Genomic DNA, 17,613 nt, shown 5'->3' on the forward strand with positions numbered 1-17,613 from the left:
GGTGCTTATGTTTTTGGTATGGTTTTATTAATATTTAAAAATCTAATCCATCTAAAAATGAAAACCTTATTTCATATTAAAAATCTCACTGCCATATGCCTGATTATCTTACTATTATTAGGTTGTAAAGAAAGCAGTAAACACTCCGGAGCTTCAGGTTCTGATATTTCAATTATTGACATTAAACAAAGTATTCCTGCTCCTAATTTCTCTCTTACAGCAGTTGATGGAAATCAATATTCCTTGAGTGAATTTCGGGGAAAAAAAGTTGTACTTCATATCGCTACAACTTGGTGTCCCTATTGCAATGCTGAGGCGCCTCACTTACAATCTTTGGCTGAAACCAATAAAGAGGTACAAGTTGTAATAATCGATGTAAAGGAATCCAAAGAATTGGTGGAGGAAAAGCTGGTGGACCAATTCGGACTCACATTTCCCGTTTTACTGGATCTTGATGGGTCAGTGGCTGCCAGCTTTGCACCTAAAGAAGTGCTCCCAGAACTTAAACGGGATGAAGTGATGCTCGCGTCTAATATTGTAATAGATCGGGAAGGGAACATGCGATTTATGAGTCTGTTGGATACTAAAAATTTTGACTCAGAACTAATCCATATTAAGGAAATATTGGATGCGTTGCCTTAAACTTTACATATTTGTCATTTTAATTTTATCCTGTACGCCAAAGGAAACTGACCAATTTGTTTCTTTCGATATGGATAGGGTAGAAGTGATTCTTATATCTAACAATTCTTTAGAATTAAGACTTCCCTTTACCATTAAAGATGGGTACCATATTCAATTACCAAACCCATCAAATCCACAATTTATACCCACCGAATTAACCATTAACCGATCCAAAGCATTCAGCATTACTGATACCAATTTTGAATTTGATGAGAAATCAATTGCCCATAATGGTTTTGAAGGAATTTATGATGCCTTTAAGGTAATTATCAATCTAAATCTAATGGACGAAGAAAACGAAAATGTAATTGGCGGAAGTTTAAATTATCAGACTTGCGATAAAGCAAAATGCTTTTTTCCTAGAACGCTTTATTTTAAGTTAGATCTAAATCACATTAAACAAAAGGCTTCTGGTTTAAATCAACTTTAAACATCGATTGGTAAAAAATTCAATCGGGTTAATTTCTAAATTAATCGAACAATTCTAACATATTCGCCAGATTAACTTTGCACTGTAATGTTTTATCCAAAGGGCGTATAACTTAAATTACGCATTAAAGGGAGGTTCAACTGATCCTCCCTTTATTTTTTCCTCCTATAATCCTTACATAAATACAAAAAACCAAAGGCCTAAGAACGAAGAATATTAATAAATTTATACGGCAAGATTTTTGCAGTAATTTGATACCTAAAACACAATGCTATGAACATAAAGATTTTAAGTATTTTGGTATTAATCTCGGCGTTTCTTTTAAGTTGGATTCCATCTGATGGAATGAAACGAAAGGCGCAAAAACCAACCGTTGAAGAATTGCTTGAAAGCAAAGAATTTAAAATTGAATGTGATTGGGCCATGCCCACAGTAACCAATGCCATGAATAGGGTAGGGAACAGTGGCTTATTACCAGTTGGTACTAACATTGGCCGTATTAACCTTATTGGAAATGCTAATTACCTAAAGTTTATGGGGGATTCTATTTCAGCTGATCTGCCATATTATGGAGAACGACAAGCAGGTGGGGGATATAACAGTTCAGATGGCGGAATAAAATTTAATGGATTGGCAAAGGATATGAAAATTGAAAAGAACGAAAAGAAAGGCCATTACAACATTAAATTTTCCATTAATAATAACACTGAATCTTTCAATGTAAACATAAGACTGTTTCCAAACCTAAATTCTACTATAAGCATCTATAGCAACCAAAGAAATACCATTCGCTACGATGGTACGGCCTCGTTATTAGAAGCAGCAAATGAATAGATCTTAGAGAAATTAAAATAGAATGCTTACCCAAGGGATTAATTTAAGTTAATCCCTTATTTATTTCTTTAATGCAGAAAAATTATTGCTTCCTCAATACCTCATTATCAAGTATTCCGGCTTTTAATCTCACTACAAACAATTATCTTAAAGACATTTAGCGGACCTAGCTCCTTAAATTAATTGATAAAAGTTATCTCCGAACAACTTTTTTATTACAAAACCAAACCTTTCTGATAAAGCTTCGTAAGTATAATAAACTATTAATCATTAAATAATTTATTATGACATTATTCAAACGATTCTCATTACTATTTTTAGGGTTAACCCTAATCACAATCACAGGTTGCTCTAAAGATGAGCCCGCTACAGAAGCTTCCCTGTTGTCTGCAACGGCTTCCTCAGATGTCCACAAGGCTAAAAATGTATTTGAATATGAAGTTTATTTTGGGGAATTAAATAATTCAGGAGTAACTGGTATGGCCAAACTAATGATCGATGGCACTCAATTAACTGTACACATTATGGCACATGGACTTGAAGCAAATCAAACCCATGCACAACACATCCACGGTTTTTCTGATACTAATAGAAATGCCACCTGCCCAGATGAAAGTGCCGATACCGATATGGATGGTATTGTCTCTCTTGTAGAAGGTATTCCATTTTATGGTGGTGTGTTGATTTCATTAACAGATTTTCCAATGGCTGATGAAAATGGGAACATCGACTATATGAATACGTTTACCATTCCAAAGGATGCAAGACCGCTACAAAATAATGCAATTGTTCTACATGGTATGACCATAGACGGAGAATACTGGGGCACACTTCCTGTGGCTTGTGGACAAATTATGCCTACGAAATAAGGACGATCCCCCAATCCTCCTTAATCTAAAGGTATCCATTTTGGATACCTTTTTTATTATAGAAAAAATGTAAAAGTCGACGAAAAGTAATGGTCTTTAGCTTCATAATCAGATAATGGGTTTTCGGGTGTAGCCTGTCTATAAGGATTAAAAAGTCCATCGTGATATCTAAAAGTAAACTGAATTTTCTCCCAAAAACGAAAACTTAATCCGCCAACTAAAAAAAGATTAAATCCGACCTTATCATCTTTTGTTCCAAAAAACAAATTGTTCACATCAATACCATTGGGAGCTAAATAGTAATGTTCCTGATCATCCTCATGCAAACGGTATTCATAAAAAAAGTTTCCAGAAACTCCTGCATTTAAACCCAATTTAAATTTTTGTCGACTTACTATATTATAGGTATATGTTATGGGAACTTCAAATTGCTTAAGATTAAGCCTTACTTGTTCAGTGAAAACCTTTTCATTTTCAGACGCTGTTCCTTTAAAATCAAGTAAATGACGGTTGTATCTTAAGCCTATATTCAGCTCAGATCTGGGAGAATAAATGAAATTGGCATTTACTCCAAAAGTTATTCCGGTAACGGATTCCGTTTCAAAGGCATCCGTATTAGATTGAAAATGGGTAATGCCAAATACCACTCCAAGGTTCTGTTTTGTCTGTGCCGAAATTGAGTAGCAAAATAATAAGACCCCTACAAACCAAATTTTCTTTTTCATGCCATAAATAAACGATAAAGAGTAGGGGTTCATTGCCCTTTTTGAAAAAATAATGCCTTAGAATACATTAATTTTTGTAATTAAATTCTTAATCTAATCTTAAACTACAGACTTGAAATCCAACGAATCAAAATTAATTTGTTAAATTAGAACTATTAATTTCTCCCATTTAAGGCTATTTTTCTTAGCGCTTATCCCCATATTACCTCATAACAACCTCATTGCTAATCTATAATAAAACGATCATGGGACAATCTAATCAAGAAATTACAGTCAATAAGGATTTTATTGTTGGCTATTCACCAACTGTACTAACTATTAAAGTACATGAACTTTATAACATTCAAGGGGAACCTGGGGCGCAAGACCTTGATAATTTAAGTTCCATCAATAATGGCATAAGTATTTCAGGGTACGGACATTCTAAAAAAAATTTCCAGTCCGATGTTTTTAAAGGGAAAAAAATGTCTTGGCTAATTGCAAAAAATGATCCTAATGGAGAAGATGAACCTTACCAACTACGTTTATACAGTGTCACATCTAAAGATCCAGATTTTACCTTTTTTCCTGAAAACCCGCTTTATTCTGACAGTGATAATGAAATAAGTGCAAAAGTGGTTAAAGGAACCGTAGGACAAATATTTTATTATAACATCCAGTTTATAATAAGCAATGGGGATGGTTCAAACCCTAAACTTTATCAGATTGATCCACAATTACCTTTAGTTCCTAAATAATCGCTGATGAGAGATGTTCTCCACAAGTTACTAATACTCCTTCTTTTTTTAGGTGGTATCAATTTAATGGCCCAGAATCAAAACACGGCTGATAGCCTTTCTCAGATTTACCACGCCAATCCTCAAACTGAAAACAGTTTGGAGTTATTGAACGTCATTGCGGTAAATCATACCAATCCCGAAAATGGATTGGAATATAGCAACCTTTTAATTGAAAAGGCTACCGAGAAAGGCTCTTCCTATTATATAATGCAGGGTTATTTACGCAAAGGATATTGGTTGGAACGAAAGGGGAATCTACCTCAGGCACTTGAGGCTTATTTCACTGCCAATGAGGAGGCTGACAAATTAGAAGATGTAAACCAAAAGAATACCTCCAAAGGAGCAATAGATATTGCCATAGCGAGCACATATAAGGATATTGGCAATCCTAAATATGCGGATTTGTATTACAACAAAGGGATTGAGATTCTCCAAAATTCCGATGATAAAAATACTTTGGCGACGTCTTATTATAATTATGGTGACTACAAGGTTAAAAGAGGGGATTATTCAGAGGCCTATGAGCTTCTGAACAAAGCCCAAAATCTCTTCCAAGAATTACAGATAGATACCCCTTTACCATACATCCAAGGTAATTTTGGCATCATATACGCTGCTGAAGGGAAAGACAGTCTCGGTCTTTCTACGATTAACCAAGCGGTTACTTCCCTGGAAAAGAATAAAGATTTTTATGCGGCATCTGCGTTTCTTTTGGAAATGGCCAATATTTATTCTAAACAGGAAAATTATGACATGGCATTCATATTTGCCGAACGAAGTTTGGCCTTAGCCGAGCAATATGGCTTGATCAAAGAAATGAGTGATGCCAATTTAAAATTGTCTGAATTATACGAAGGAATAGGTGAAAATGGCAAGGCATTGCCCTATTTTAAAAACTATGTGACCAATAGGGACAGCATTACCAATCTAAAAGCTATGAATGAAATAGCAAATATGCGTACGGATTTTGAAGTTTCACAAAAGCAAATTGAAGTTGCTGAACAGAGACGAACAAAAAACATTGTTATTATGGCAAGTGTTATTGTCGTAGCACTGATGCTCGCCCTCGCCATAGGATTATTTAGGCGAAATAAATTTATCAGAAGCACTTCAGCAATTATAGAGCGCGAAAAATCCAGATCGGATAATCTGTTACTCAATATTTTACCTGCAGAAACTGCCAAGGAATTAAAAGATAAAGGCAGGGTAGCTGCTAAACGTTTTGATAATGTAAGTGTCTTATTTACTGATTTTAAGGGTTTTACATTGCATTCTGAACATCTATCTCCAGAAGACTTGGTAAAAACGGTAGACTTTTATTTTTCAAAATTCGATGCCATTATCGATAAATACGAGTTGGAAAAAATTAAAACCATAGGCGATGCGTATATGTGTGCATCTGGTTTGCCTTTTGAACGTGAAGACCACGCAGAGCGCATTGTTAAAGCAGCGATGGAGATTGTGGAATTTGTTGAATTTGCAAAAACCAACAATCCTGATAACCATCCACGTTTTGAAGTCAGGGTGGGCATACATTCTGGTCAGGTTGTGGCAGGGGTAGTAGGTCGTAAAAAGTTTGCCTACGATATTTGGGGCGACACCGTTAACACTGCAGCACGCATGGAAACCTATTCGGAAGATGGCAGAATCAACATTTCTGAAGATACGCATGCATTGGTAAAGGATAAATTCCATTGTAACTACCGAGGAAAAATTGAAGTGAAGAACAAAGGCTCCTTAAAAATGTATTTTGTAAACGGTTATATAACGGAACCAGAACCTTCCTTGGTAAACCACCAATCGGATACCACCTAACGAATCGTTTCTTCGGGTAGGGCAATCGTTGCTCCATCAAGGGGAAACATAAAAATTATAGTTTCTCTTTAGCATGAAAAACGTACACATCCTTATTGCAAGCCTCATCCTTTTAAATCTTTATAGCTGTAAAAAACAACCTAAAGTCATTACGTTTAGTTCTTTGGAAGTACTTAATGGCGATATTCTATTGTGCGGAAGTGGCGATTTCGGTACCGTCGATTTTGCGACCAGCTGTACTACAGAAAGTAGTGAAATGTTCAATTTAGGACTTTCCTTATTGCATTCTTTTGAATATACAGAAGCCGAAAAAGCCTTTGCTAAGGTATTGGAAGTGGATCCTAATTGTGCAATAGCGTTTTGGGGTATTGCCATGTGCAATTTCCATAGTCTGTGGATGCAGGCTGGCAACGCGCATTTAATAAAAGGTAACCGTTTAATTGAAGCTACGACCGAATTAAAAACAACTGATCGGGAACGCGCTTATATCAATGCCATCGGCGCTTTTTATAAGGATTGGCAAACCGTTCCTCATAAGCAACGAATTTATTTATTTGAAGAGGGAATGAGGTCTGTTTACGAAACCTATCCCGAAGATAAAGAAGCTGCAATATTTTATGCTTTAGCTTTAAGGGCTATAGCCAATCCTTCCGACAAAACTTTTAAAAATCAATTGAAATCGGGTAAAATTTTGAAATCTATTTTTCCCTCGGCGCCCAACCATCCTGGGATAGCGCATTATTTAATCCATAATTACGATTATCCTGAATTAGCTGAAAAAGCCTTGCCAACCGCTAGGGAATATGCCAAAATAGCACCGGCATCAGCCCATGCACAGCATATGCCATCGCACATATTTACACGCTTGGGACTTTGGGAGGAAGCCATTGCCTCTAACCTAAAATCTACCGAAGCGGCACTATGTTATGCTGAGGCTTTGGGTGCGACTGCACATTGGGACGAAGAATTACACGGTATGGACTATTTGGTCTATGCCTATTTACAATTGGGAGCAAATGACAAGGCTGCAGAGCAATATGATTATTTAAAAACCTTTTATTCGGTGTTTCCGGTGAATTTTAAATGTGCTTATGCCATAGCAGCCATTCCTGGGCGCATCGCTTTGGAAAATAAGGACTGGGAGGGAGCCGCACAGTTGGAACTGCCAGAGATTGCGATTCCTTGGGAACAATTTCCTTGGGAACGTTCGCTTTATTATTTTACAAAAGGTTATGGCGCGATCCGCCTAGGATTGATTGAAGAGGCAGAGCAGGAGTTAAAAGCGATAAAAACGGCGCATAGAGACTTACAAAAGGCAGAAAACAATTATCTGGCAGACCAAGTAGCCATTGAAATCGCCAATTTAGAAGCTTGGATGTTATTTAGAAAAGGCTCTATTGATAGTGCTATTCAACGTATGCAAGAAGCAAAAGATATGGAAAACAATACTCAAAAACATCCGGTAACACCTGGGGAATTGATCCCAGCAGCGGAGCTATTGGCAGATCTTTATATGGAAAATGGAAATATTGAATTGGCGCACAGCGCGTATTTGGACAATTTAAACCAACATCCTCAACGTTTTAATGGTCTTTATGGCGCAGCTAAAACAGCAAGCATGTTAAACGATTTAGAAACCGCAAAAATGTATTTTCAGCAGTTGTTGGATTTAGGACAGGCATACAACAGCCAACGGCCAGAACTTTTGGAAGCCAAAACATTTTTAGAACCCTAGGGCAGCATTTAAAAACCTAATCTCAAAATCAGGTTTTCTAATAATCCAATATATGGACTTTGGATTACTATTTTCTTAAATAAGCGAATTATAGAGGGGGAAAAGATTGAGATCAGGAGAATTCTTCATATTTCTATTTTACATAACGTAAATTATAGAACAAAATAATAACGAAAATCCCTAAATAGCTATCAACCAATTGTTTAAAGAAAACCGCTTGAAAACCCTATGTTTCATAGGTGTTCATGCATTATGGTAGATCCGTATAAAATGGCTTCCCAGAGAAACTCTGGAAATGTTTAGGACTTTTCGCCAAAACTATCCAAAAAAATTACCCAAACAGTTTATAATAAAACATTTAGGCAGTAATCTGTAATTTGGATAAGGTAAATTATAGAACAAATTTGCGATATGGAAAGATTTCTGCTAAGATGCCATTGAATGCATCTTGTTGCACCTCTTTAAATGTGATTCGATGTTGTTAAGCCTGATCTCGTTCTGTTGGTTACGGGTATGAAGTTTGAAGATCTTGGATCTGTTTGATTCGGTATCGACGAATAGTTTATCCCTGTGGCGCATAAAGTTCGCTACGAGCATTTCATGTTTGTCCCATAGTTTTTTCATTGCGACCAATAACAGAGCGTTAATGGCAAACATCAGCAATAAAGCAGTTGAAAGTAATTCCATAATATAAGTGGTTTTTAGATTAATCATTAAAGGTTAACAATTGGAGAATCTGGCAGGATATCGACAAATTAAGGTACTGTTTGTCATTGTGGGTATTCAGCGTAAAACTTGGTTTTCCCTGAACGAATACCCGAGCACCCTTTGTCAGGTGATGCATGAGTTTTTTAGGCTCATTTTTGTAATTCTTAAAGACCATGAACCAGTCGGTTTTTTCAACGGTCGCCCCTTGGGAGTTTTCGTATTTCTCCGTTACGGCAACTTTGATCTGTAACCTGTAGGAATTGTTCTCTAATACTAAGTCGGCATCTGCGCCTAAATTTCCAATTATAGTGATTTGTTTCATTTGTGTTTTGAATAATTAAACCCAAAACCTACTCACGTATAAGATTTCAAAGAACGTTGTTTGTTGCTGCAAGTTTAAAACGAAATTTTAAACCTTAAAAGCATTTTTCCGCAGAAAACGTAAAAAAGCGCATTTTGTGTCGATAATGTTCACTTTTGGTTCATTTGAGCTAATCACGAAAATACATACATTTTAACACTTTTTAACATTTCGTTCTGTACCGCCAGTACTAGGATTGTAATCTACTATAAACTAGACTTTTAATAAAAGTCAAAAAGTCCGACAGTCGGACTATTACCACGTGTAGTTACTAGCCCACGTGGAAGGTTTTTTATGGTTGAAATTGGATGGGTTGGTCCCCTACTCCAATCATTTTTGTGGCAAAAAATGTTCCACTGGATCTTGAACGCCTTCAGCGTTCTTTTTTGTTCACCGTTCCTACTCAGATAGTATCGGTACAATCCTAATACGCTCATGCTCCAATCGTAAAGGCCGTTTTTCCCATAATTCACTATCGGAACTCCGTATCACTTTCCTTCATCAAACCTCTAAAAATTACACCGATAGCCGAGAGCATAAAATCGGTGATCATCCTTGGACGCTCGTCAGACATCTCTCTAGGGCAAACTCCCTCCGCTCCGCTTCACTGCATTCCGCTTTGCTCCACTTGTTGGCCCTGGTTCGATTACTCACGCCCTTCAATGGCCTCTTTATATCTCGTCAGTCGCTGCAATTTTTTAAACGAGGATTCAGAAAGTTGATCCGAACTCCCGATTGCGTGAATGAAAAACGCTCTTTGACATCTTGAATCCCGAACGAAATAGGAACCGATAACTCTATCGGGTACTGAACAACAAAAAAATAGAAAGTTAAAACCGACAACCCATTGTTGAATAAAAAAGTTGACAGGGTTGGCGGAAAAACCAAGAACCACTAAAACCAAATCATTATGAACACAGAAACGCAAGTTACACCACGAATTTTTTTGACCGATTACGCTAGCTACAACGCAGGCACACAATTTGAATTTGGCCACTGGGTCGATCTGGACGAATTCAGCGATATAGAAGAATTGAACCACTACATAAGAGAGCATTTTAAAGATGCGGACCAAAGGAGCCCTTTGGACGATTTCGGATCCATTAGGGAGGAAATCATGGTCACCGATTACGAAGGTTTCCCTGAACAGCTCTATTGCGAGTGCGGGAGCACCTTTGAAAGCATCTTCCATTGGATGCATTTGGAATCCTATGATCGGGCTAAGGTCGAATACCTCATGGAATGGCAAGGGGCTTCATTCAGTGACGCCCTTGAGAGTTTTGAGGATGTAATTTTATGGGAATATTCAGGACCTAAGACCGATGCAGTATATTATATATTCCATGAACTATATCCAGACGTTGAAACCATCGAGAGACAGAATGATTTTCTAACCGTCGATTATGACAGGTTTGAGGATCAATGCCTGATTGATTTTGCCGATAGCGAAGGAAATGAATATCTAGTATTAAGGGAGTGATCTAAGGGCCAATTAGGCCCTTTTTTTATGCACAACGGATTGTATAAAGTTAGTTGCGTGTGCAAGCCCTAAGTTAGCAAACAAACCATGAGAGGAAAAATCCGAATGGATTTTTCCAAATAAGCAATAACCTAGCAATTAATTTTATACCGTGTTGTAATGCGTTTTTATTGTTTTTTTATGTTCCACTGAAATTTCCGAACCCTCGGCCAACATTACTGAATCAGGATTTTTGGAAGACAAAAAGTCAAAATCTTTGCCGTAAACCTCACCAAAATCCACGTCGATATTATAGTCCAACACTTTGTAAATCGACCATCTCGGGTGTCTTACTTCGTATTCGTTTGATTTCCTTTCATTGATTTTAGCATAGCCATAATAATGCTCAGTTATGAACTCTGTTTCACTATCTGGAATCAAATCGAACTCATCCTGAGTTGCCTTAATACGGAAAGAATTCTTGTGGCCATTTTTTGTCCAGTTGTACTCAACAGTCCGACTTGAATTATCCTCTTCCCAAAAATGGTTCATCGGCATCGTTTCATAGTTTTCTTTATATACCGTGTTTGCCACAAAAGTCAGAGCTCTTTTTGGTACAATCTCTTTAATAAAAACTACACCGCGTTTCCATTCTCCCTTTTCAAATCTCTTGACATAAAACCTCAAATTCACTTCCTCAAAATTAATGTGGTATGGAACTTTTATTCCTAATAGTTTTGTGTTTTTGAACATAAACCCGACGAGGCTGACGTAACAGTTGCCATTCCATAAGTCCAATTCAGTTCCGAATGGAACATATTTCTCCAAAATCTCCTTATCGACAATATAATTTGCCAAAGCTAATTTTCTCCATTCTGCTAATAAAAAGCTCATTCTAAGTTAGGTTTAAATGCATTACAACGGTTCGTGTAAAACCTAGTTGCGTAGGTTTTGCACTAAGATAGTAAACAAGGCCGGATGTGAGGAAATTCCAACGGAATTTCCGATTAACGGTGGCCCAGCAATTGGGTTTACACCGTGTTGTAGCACGTTTATTTTTGTTTTTATATCATTTGATAAGCCATGTAACCGCCAACATAAAAACCCAAGATTGTTGGAGGAATTGCTAAAGCTAGTTTTAACCATTTATTTAAATCCGAATTTTTACTTTTCCAGGCCAGAAAAATAGTCGAAAAACCAAGGAGTATTGGGGGAATAATTTCAATTAATTCAGGTTTATAGCCATTTTCTAAAAAATATTCTATAAGTAAATGGACAGGCCAAGTTAAGTACATTACAACAAAGGCAATTGTTAATAATAAAGCCCCTGTTTTCGGTTTGAAAAAGTGAAACCAACTTAAAAATCCAAAAATTAAGATTGCAAATGCTACACTAATTAATGGATTAGCTGAATTTAAACCAGCCGAACCTGTCATATATGCGGCAAAAAGCAGATATACAAATCCGCCAAGAAACAATGAAGATATGTAGGTTAAGATTTTCATTTTTTAATGTGCTACAACGTCACCGGTTAACGCAAGTAGCGGAGTTGGGAACGTGAATTTGTCCGGTTAAATTATTGTTTTAAAGGTAGTTAAAAATGTCATTTTAAATGGTCTGCCGCTATTTGCTCGTTAACCGATGTTGTACAACGTTCTACCTATCCCATCCATCAATAAGATAATTTTTATCAGTCAGCTTTTCTTCAATTCCTGAACTTTTAGATTTAAACCATAATTCAAATCGAGTCGGATAAAAATTTGAAAAAGTTCCTTCATATATTACTGAAGTTCCTTTGAATAATTTATAATCACCACTCAAATCTTTAACTTCGTTTTTAGTCCGTTTAGCTAATATTTCTCTCGACAATTGAATATCTTGTGTTAATTCAAAAGCTTTAATATAGATTTCTCCTTTTTCAGTTGGTTTGTGCCACATATAAAAATCATAACCATTATAACCATTTCCAATTACAACAATTTTTTCTTGATTAACATCCATTGATTCCAAGGAGTCTATTTGATTATCGGTCAGAAATTCAACTGGTTTTTCAAAACTCATATTATCAGGAATTTCAACATTCAAAAATTTTGCTTCCTCTCGGGCTTCAGCATTAAGTTCGAAAACAACCCAAACCATAATCAAACAGAATACAATTAAAATTCCTAAGGTAATTTTTTTAAGTAAATTCATATCTGAATGTTGTACAACGTTCCGGCTAAAATTTCGGGCGGTGTTTACCATCGCTAACTTGTCGGCCGAAACCAAAGATAGCCGAAAAACACAAACCTAACCTTAGCCTAAACCCAGCCTGAATTTTAGCTTTTGTTGCCACACGTTTTTATTTTTTATCCTGCTTCCTGTCTCCAAAAGTCAATGATTCTACTGTTTTTGATTTTGAAACCATAAACAACCATTGATTCAGTGCACCAATTTGGTTCAACAAGAAACGTATTGTAAATATTTAACCTAAATGAACAGTCCTTGTTGTCAAAACTGACTGCGATTTTGTCTTTACAGCCCGTTGGGTCAGTAAACCCTTCAGGTGCAATGTCAAAATGGTATTCTTTTTCAAATCCTTGATTTTGCGTCAATGAATCCGTATCAATATCCTTTAAGAATCGAGTCAAATACTCTGCTGTCAAGTCAACCATTATTGAAGTTTCTTGGTCATTGTCAGGATATTGAACTTTTCGAATAGAATCAATTTTTGCGAACAAGTCTGTTCGAAGGTCTTGTTGCTCAAGTTTCAAGAAGTCGCTTATAGTCCCTGAACATTTGCTTGATTCGATTTGCTCAATTTCATTATTTGCGTTTTCAGTTTCTTCAACTTCAACTGTTGAATCAGTTAAAGACTGTGATTCGGATTCAATGGTTTCAGACACTTTTCCATTGTTGCTTGAATTACTACAACCAATTAATAGCAGGACAGTCAAAATGTATGTCAGTGTCTTCATTTTTTAATGTGTGGCAACGGTTTGTATAAAGTTACCTGCGTGTGCAAGCCCTAAGTTAGCAACAAACCAGAAGCGGAAAAATCTGAATGGATTTTTCCAAATAGGCAATGGCCCAGCAATTAATTTTATACCGTGTTGGCAAACGTTTTTATTTTCTTATTAGATTCACTCTGGATTTAATAATGAATTAAGTTTGTCTTCCAAATCATTTAAGTTCTTATCTTTTTTATCAGCACCCCGATAACGGTCAATAATAATGCCCTTTTCATCAATTAGGATGTATGCTGGAATAGGCTGAACATAATATGATTTCGAAATAGATCCTTTAATACCTACATTCTCCATTCCCTCATAAATATGGTGCCAATCTAAGTTTTCATTTTTTACTTGCTCTTTCCAACTAGTTTTGTCCTTGTCAAATGAAACACTGATAATTTCCAAACCCTTGCTGTGGTAGTCATCAAAAATCCTTTTAACCTCAGGTATTTCTTTTTTACATGGAACACACCAAGAAGCTCCGAAGTCTAACAGTACCATTTTCCCTTTAAATTGTTCTAAGTTAATCGGATTACCTTCTATATCTTCATAAGAAAAGGATGGTGCTACATCCCCAGAATTAACGATGTGCAAATCTAATTGCTCCTTAATCTGTAATCCATAGGAGGATTCCTTAATAGTTTGGTCGAGCGTCGAATATAAATTTGACAAGGAGTCCTTAGAAAGAGTTTTTCTATAAAAATCAACAGTATATCCGCTTAAATAAGAATGGGGATGATCTATTGCATACTTAAGCCAAGTATTCTTAATCTGATCCAACCTCTTTTCCCACTGTTTATTTAACTGCTCTATTTCAGTTTTAAGGCTATCACTTGGATTTAGATTGTTTTTTTCAATTAATGGCTGTCGCTTATTTCGAATTATATGGATCTCATCATAATATGGATTTACCATATTATCCAATTGTATTTTTTCCAACTGCGAATCTGAACCCACTATTTTAGCATTTGGAAAATCGCCTTCCTTCAAATCCAATTCTATTTCTCCTGGGTCTAAGAAAAACAGCAGTCTGTTAGGGTCTTCCATATATCTCCCAGTTAGATTACTCATAACTGTGACCAATTGGGGATTAATAAGTGATCCTTTCGTCGTAAAAGAATTATCTACAACTGGTATTGTATCAACAACATAGGCATTAGAGGTGTCCTGGTAAACAAGAACCAAATATTCGGTGTTTGAACCATTTATTGTTCCTTTTAGACGAAAACCTTTTTCATTTGATTTAGATTGCTTACAGGAAATCAAATTAATCAAACCAAGTAGAATTATCGTATAATATTTATTTTTCATTTCAAGGTATTTTATATAACTACAGAGTGCTAACAAATGTTTGCCAACGTGATTGTGTAAGGAACGTTGCGTGTTTGAGTGCGAGGATTTTCCGAAGGAAAATCAGAAGCTAGCAAACAAAGCAACGACCAAACGGCTTAACTAAAATAAGCAATGTTTTTTACACGGTGTTGTACAACGTTTTTTTATTATTAAATTTCACTCAATATAAATCCACCAATTATAAAAATCAGAGTTGTCAAAATAAATGGTCTATTACTTTTATAAATATTTGAAATTAAATTCCAGCAATAGAAATAGATGAAAATCGGAACCATAAAACCCAAGTAAGGAAAATCATTTTCGATTGAAATTTCGATTCCGCCAATAAACCAAATCATTCTGGTTAAGAAAATCAGCGTTCCAAACAAAATCCATAATGAGTTAGCTTGGGCATATCTCAATTTTAAGTTTTTCCTTTTTATTCTCGCAAATGGTTTGCTCATCCAAAGATATGTTGTAAAACAAAAGGCGAAAGCAAAGGAAGTAAATCCAATTAAAGTTAAATAGTAAAATGAAAATTCATAATTAAGGATTCTGCTCCAACTTGATTCGGCCATAACATTTCCAAAGTCAGATATTTTAGAAACTAGTCGAAACAAGCTATTAAAAGTTAAGCTAAATCCAAATCCTATTAAAATTCCACTGTAAAATTGAAGTTTACCAATTTCGTTAATTGTAAAGTCAGGTTTGAGGTTTTTCAATTCTGTGTAAACTTTGTTTTAAATGTTGTACAACGGTTTGTGTATGGCTCGTTGCGGAAAATCAGCTATGATTTTCCGCCGTAACCGAAAGATAGTAAATTGCAATGAATTCCGATTAGGAATTCAGCCGCAATGAGCTATACACGTTGTTACCACACGTTTTTTATTCCAATTCATAATTTAAATCAAACTATTCAGTCGGTATTTTTTCAAATTTACATTTGTCACATTTTACTATACTATCAGGTGCAGGTTTGTCCAAATAAATTTCGTTGTATAATGGTTTTATTGCACTATATTTTACAAAAAACTTTTTTCCGATGTAAGGTTTCCAATCAGAGTCAGATTTTCCAGAAAAATTATCATCCATAAAATGGCTTACTTCTCTAATTTTTTCTCCGTCATAAAATTCATAAGTCCATGATGGTGAAACTTTCGCACCTCTCTTATAGTCAATTATTTTTCCAACTGTATAATAAGTTTTAAGTTCGGTCAATTTTTCATTTCGGTCAGAAACTCCCCAAATCAGATAAATTCCGAATAAGATAATTATTCCGATTGGAATATATTTTCCGATTTTTGGTTTAGTCATCGTCTCATGCCGTTTTTCTCAAATGTGTGGTAACAATTGGATAACACCACCGGTGGTGTTATTTTTTATTTGTCAATACTACAAATCTAAAGGATTTCTGATCATTTCAAAGCTGGAAGTGGCAACATGGGTATAAATTTCCGTAGTTTTCGATGAACTGTGTCCCAATAGCATTTGGATATACCGAAGATCCGTTCCACTTTCCAATAGGTGTGTAGCAAAACTGTGCCGCAGCATATGTGGAGTGACATGAATCAAGATACCAGCTTTATTGGCGGCACGAGAAACAATTTTCTGGACACTGTTAGGGCTGTACCTTTGGTTGTTAGGGCCTTCAAAAAGATACTTTTTTGGTTTCCATTGGCGGTAGTAATCCCTTAGGTCATTTAAGACCTTTTCACTCAAAATAGTATACCTGTCCTTGTTTCCCTTTGCATCCCTGATATGTACCAACATCCTCTTACTCTCTATGTCAATAATCTCCAAGTTAAGGAGCTCGCTCCTCCTTAGCCCACTACTGTAAAGGAGCGACACGATACATCGGTGCTTCAGGTTATTTGTACAGTCAATGATCTGTAAGACCTCTCCCCTTGAGAGGACCTTTGGCAACCGCTTTCTTTTTCTTGGCCTCTCGATGGCATAGAACCTGTAGGGCATGTCCTGAACGGTCTCATAATAGAACTTGATGCTATTTATCGCAAGATTGATATAACTGTCGCTCTGCTGCTCGGCAATCATATGGTCTATGTAGGAACGTACATCACGTTCATCCAGATCGTCAATTTCCCTATCTGGAAAATGGTTGATGAACCTCTCAAAACAATTGATGTAGCTGCGTGCCGTATTGTTGGAATATTTCTTAAGCCTTAGTTTATCCTTAAATTCCTTAGGACAAGACCTTTGTCTCCTATCTGATCTGGCTTCATGCCATGAAAGGTCTAATGGATCATCAAGTCCCCTTGATCTCGATTGCCCAAAAAACATGTTGCCATCAACCCAAGCTATGCCTTTGAAGGTCCTGAAGATGATATCGAGGTTAGACTTGTTGTTGGGAAGATGGAACATGCCAAGATCCTCGTTACATGCCACATCTGGAAGTGAATTCACCAAGGCCTGAACCCTCCTATCATACCTGAATTTAAGGCCAATGTGCTTTTGGCCGTTAATGAGAATATGTGAGAGCGAGATATGGTTGTTGAAAGCCATAGTTGAATTTGTAGGATAAATTTATACTTTCTTCCATCAAAGAGAGGAGATTAAATACTTGTAGTCGTTTGTTGTCGTTTGTAAACGTTTGTTGTCGGATAAACGTATATTGCAACTGATGTTTTCCCAATTTATCTAATATCCAATTTAATATTAAATGTTCTACAGCCGCTTCAAACCTACAGAGACCTACCTCAGGAAAATTAATTCCATAAAGACCATAGAAAACTTGAACACCAATTCAAAGCTTGTCACCTTTCTGGTGGACTGCTATTTTGAGAACCTGAGACTCAAAAAAGAGATCCACCGACTAAAACAGCAGCAGGCCACACTAAAAAAGGCCGCCTAATGGCAGCCTTCCTTGGGACA

At 36.3% G+C, this 17,613-nt stretch carries 18 protein-coding genes; 8 read left to right on the forward strand and 10 right to left on the reverse strand.

Features of this window, described 5'->3' with window-relative positions:
* Positions 1 to 57 precede the first annotated feature (57 nt).
* The 4 genes from ISU00_RS15190 (at position 58) to ISU00_RS15205 (ending at position 2,817) form a co-directional block, all read left to right on the forward strand.
* A complete protein-coding gene (locus ISU00_RS15190) occupies positions 58 to 642 on the forward strand; it encodes a TlpA family protein disulfide reductase (RefSeq protein WP_228851521.1) in 585 nt (194 codons plus the stop codon).
* The gene (locus tag ISU00_RS15195; protein ID WP_228851522.1) at positions 629 to 1,114 is read left to right on the forward strand and encodes a hypothetical protein; all 486 of its coding nucleotides are present in this window, start codon (positions 629 to 631) and stop codon (positions 1,112 to 1,114) included. The genes ISU00_RS15190 and ISU00_RS15195 overlap by 14 nt, the downstream gene beginning before the upstream one ends.
* Positions 1,115 to 1,387: 273 nt before the next feature.
* A complete protein-coding gene (locus tag ISU00_RS15200; protein ID WP_228851523.1) occupies positions 1,388 to 1,948 on the forward strand; it encodes a DUF4251 domain-containing protein in 561 nt (186 codons plus the stop codon).
* A gap of 284 nt (positions 1,949 to 2,232) precedes the next feature.
* Positions 2,233 to 2,817: a hypothetical protein gene (locus ISU00_RS15205; RefSeq protein ID WP_228851524.1), complete on the forward strand. Its 585-nt coding sequence runs from the start codon at positions 2,233 to 2,235 to the stop codon at positions 2,815 to 2,817.
* 56 nt (positions 2,818 to 2,873) lie between these two features.
* Here the strand turns inward: ISU00_RS15205 and ISU00_RS15210 are convergent, their stop codons facing one another.
* Positions 2,874 to 3,542, reverse strand: coding sequence for an outer membrane beta-barrel protein (locus tag ISU00_RS15210; protein WP_228851525.1), 669 nt, complete (start codon positions 3,540 to 3,542; stop codon positions 2,874 to 2,876).
* A gap of 245 nt (positions 3,543 to 3,787) precedes the next feature.
* On the opposite strand from ISU00_RS15210, the gene ISU00_RS15215 reads away from it, so the two are divergent.
* From ISU00_RS15215 to ISU00_RS15225, 3 genes are all read left to right on the forward strand, one after another.
* Complete coding sequence (locus ISU00_RS15215) at positions 3,788 to 4,279, forward strand: hypothetical protein (protein ID WP_228851526.1); 492 nt, start codon at positions 3,788 to 3,790, stop codon at positions 4,277 to 4,279.
* Positions 4,280 to 4,285: 6 nt separating this feature from the next.
* A complete protein-coding gene (locus tag ISU00_RS15220; RefSeq protein ID WP_228851527.1) occupies positions 4,286 to 6,136 on the forward strand; it encodes an adenylate/guanylate cyclase domain-containing protein in 1,851 nt (616 codons plus the stop codon).
* 73 nt (positions 6,137 to 6,209) lie between these two features.
* Entirely contained in the window at positions 6,210 to 7,871 is a 1,662-nt protein-coding gene (locus ISU00_RS15225) for a tetratricopeptide repeat protein (RefSeq protein ID WP_228851528.1), read from the forward strand.
* Positions 7,872 to 8,577: 706 nt separating this feature from the next.
* On the opposite strand, the gene ISU00_RS15230 is transcribed toward ISU00_RS15225, so the two are convergent.
* Positions 8,578 to 8,901, reverse strand: a complete 324-nt coding sequence (locus ISU00_RS15230; RefSeq protein WP_228851529.1) for a single-stranded DNA-binding protein — start codon at positions 8,899 to 8,901, stop codon at positions 8,578 to 8,580.
* 949 nt (positions 8,902 to 9,850) lie between these two features.
* On the opposite strand from ISU00_RS15230, the gene ISU00_RS15235 reads away from it, so the two are divergent.
* Positions 9,851 to 10,420 (forward strand): antirestriction protein ArdA, encoded by a 570-nt coding sequence (locus ISU00_RS15235; RefSeq protein WP_228851530.1) that lies wholly within the window; start codon positions 9,851 to 9,853, stop codon positions 10,418 to 10,420.
* Between the two features lie 144 nt (positions 10,421 to 10,564).
* Here ISU00_RS15235 and ISU00_RS15240 read toward each other — a convergent pair whose 3' ends face one another.
* The 8 genes from ISU00_RS15240 to xerA form a co-directional block, all read right to left on the reverse strand.
* Entirely contained in the window at positions 10,565 to 11,293 is a 729-nt protein-coding gene (locus ISU00_RS15240) for a YqjF family protein (protein WP_228851531.1), read from the reverse strand.
* A 170-nt stretch (positions 11,294 to 11,463) separates the two neighbouring features.
* Positions 11,464 to 11,904, reverse strand: a complete 441-nt coding sequence (locus tag ISU00_RS15245; RefSeq protein ID WP_228851532.1) for a hypothetical protein — start codon at positions 11,902 to 11,904, stop codon at positions 11,464 to 11,466.
* Positions 11,905 to 12,055: 151 nt separating this feature from the next.
* Positions 12,056 to 12,592, reverse strand: a complete 537-nt coding sequence (locus ISU00_RS15250) for a hypothetical protein (protein WP_228851533.1) — start codon at positions 12,590 to 12,592, stop codon at positions 12,056 to 12,058.
* A 155-nt stretch (positions 12,593 to 12,747) separates the two neighbouring features.
* On the reverse strand, positions 12,748 to 13,356 hold the full coding sequence (locus ISU00_RS15255; protein WP_228851534.1) for a hypothetical protein: 609 nt from the start codon (positions 13,354 to 13,356) through the stop codon (positions 12,748 to 12,750).
* 165 nt (positions 13,357 to 13,521) lie between these two features.
* Positions 13,522 to 14,703 (reverse strand): TlpA disulfide reductase family protein, encoded by a 1,182-nt coding sequence (locus ISU00_RS15260; protein ID WP_228851535.1) that lies wholly within the window; start codon positions 14,701 to 14,703, stop codon positions 13,522 to 13,524.
* 191 nt (positions 14,704 to 14,894) lie between these two features.
* The gene (locus ISU00_RS15265) at positions 14,895 to 15,446 is read right to left on the reverse strand and encodes a hypothetical protein (RefSeq protein WP_228851536.1); all 552 of its coding nucleotides are present in this window, start codon (positions 15,444 to 15,446) and stop codon (positions 14,895 to 14,897) included.
* A 190-nt stretch (positions 15,447 to 15,636) separates the two neighbouring features.
* Positions 15,637 to 16,038: a hypothetical protein gene (locus ISU00_RS15270; protein ID WP_228851537.1), complete on the reverse strand. Its 402-nt coding sequence runs from the start codon at positions 16,036 to 16,038 to the stop codon at positions 15,637 to 15,639.
* Positions 16,039 to 16,116: 78 nt separating this feature from the next.
* Positions 16,117 to 17,244 carry a site-specific tyrosine recombinase/integron integrase gene (gene xerA, locus ISU00_RS15275; protein ID WP_228851538.1) on the reverse strand — a complete coding sequence of 376 codons (1,128 nt, stop codon included), beginning with the start codon at positions 17,242 to 17,244 and terminating at the stop codon, positions 16,117 to 16,119.
* Positions 17,245 to 17,613 lie beyond the last annotated feature (369 nt).

This window comes from Aegicerativicinus sediminis (assembly GCF_015476115.1).
Lineage (GTDB): Bacteria > Bacteroidota > Bacteroidia > Flavobacteriales > Flavobacteriaceae > Aegicerativicinus > Aegicerativicinus sediminis.

What these genes read in the sequence shown, in the direction of transcription:
- ISU00_RS15190 (WP_228851521.1), top strand. Translation starts at nt 58, where the DNA reads ATGAAAACCTTATTTCATATTAAAAATCTCACTGCCATATGCCTGATT.
- ISU00_RS15195 (WP_228851522.1), top strand. Translation starts at nt 629, where the DNA reads ATGCGTTGCCTTAAACTTTACATATTTGTCATTTTAATTTTATCCTGT.
- ISU00_RS15200 (WP_228851523.1), top strand. Translation starts at nt 1,388, where the DNA reads ATGAACATAAAGATTTTAAGTATTTTGGTATTAATCTCGGCGTTTCTT.
- ISU00_RS15205 (WP_228851524.1), top strand. Translation starts at nt 2,233, where the DNA reads ATGACATTATTCAAACGATTCTCATTACTATTTTTAGGGTTAACCCTA.
- ISU00_RS15210 (WP_228851525.1), bottom strand. Translation starts at nt 3,542, where the DNA reads ATGAAAAAGAAAATTTGGTTTGTAGGGGTCTTATTATTTTGCTACTCA.
- ISU00_RS15215 (WP_228851526.1), top strand. Translation starts at nt 3,788, where the DNA reads ATGGGACAATCTAATCAAGAAATTACAGTCAATAAGGATTTTATTGTT.
- ISU00_RS15220 (WP_228851527.1), top strand. Translation starts at nt 4,286, where the DNA reads ATGAGAGATGTTCTCCACAAGTTACTAATACTCCTTCTTTTTTTAGGT.
- ISU00_RS15225 (WP_228851528.1), top strand. Translation starts at nt 6,210, where the DNA reads ATGAAAAACGTACACATCCTTATTGCAAGCCTCATCCTTTTAAATCTT.
- ISU00_RS15230 (WP_228851529.1), bottom strand. Translation starts at nt 8,901, where the DNA reads ATGAAACAAATCACTATAATTGGAAATTTAGGCGCAGATGCCGACTTA.
- ISU00_RS15235 (WP_228851530.1), top strand. Translation starts at nt 9,851, where the DNA reads ATGAACACAGAAACGCAAGTTACACCACGAATTTTTTTGACCGATTAC.
- ISU00_RS15240 (WP_228851531.1), bottom strand. Translation starts at nt 11,293, where the DNA reads ATGAGCTTTTTATTAGCAGAATGGAGAAAATTAGCTTTGGCAAATTAT.
- ISU00_RS15245 (WP_228851532.1), bottom strand. Translation starts at nt 11,904, where the DNA reads ATGAAAATCTTAACCTACATATCTTCATTGTTTCTTGGCGGATTTGTA.
- ISU00_RS15250 (WP_228851533.1), bottom strand. Translation starts at nt 12,592, where the DNA reads ATGAATTTACTTAAAAAAATTACCTTAGGAATTTTAATTGTATTCTGT.
- ISU00_RS15255 (WP_228851534.1), bottom strand. Translation starts at nt 13,356, where the DNA reads ATGAAGACACTGACATACATTTTGACTGTCCTGCTATTAATTGGTTGT.
- ISU00_RS15260 (WP_228851535.1), bottom strand. Translation starts at nt 14,703, where the DNA reads ATGAAAAATAAATATTATACGATAATTCTACTTGGTTTGATTAATTTG.
- ISU00_RS15270 (WP_228851537.1), bottom strand. Translation starts at nt 16,038, where the DNA reads ATGACTAAACCAAAAATCGGAAAATATATTCCAATCGGAATAATTATC.
- xerA (WP_228851538.1), bottom strand. Translation starts at nt 17,244, where the DNA reads ATGGCTTTCAACAACCATATCTCGCTCTCACATATTCTCATTAACGGC.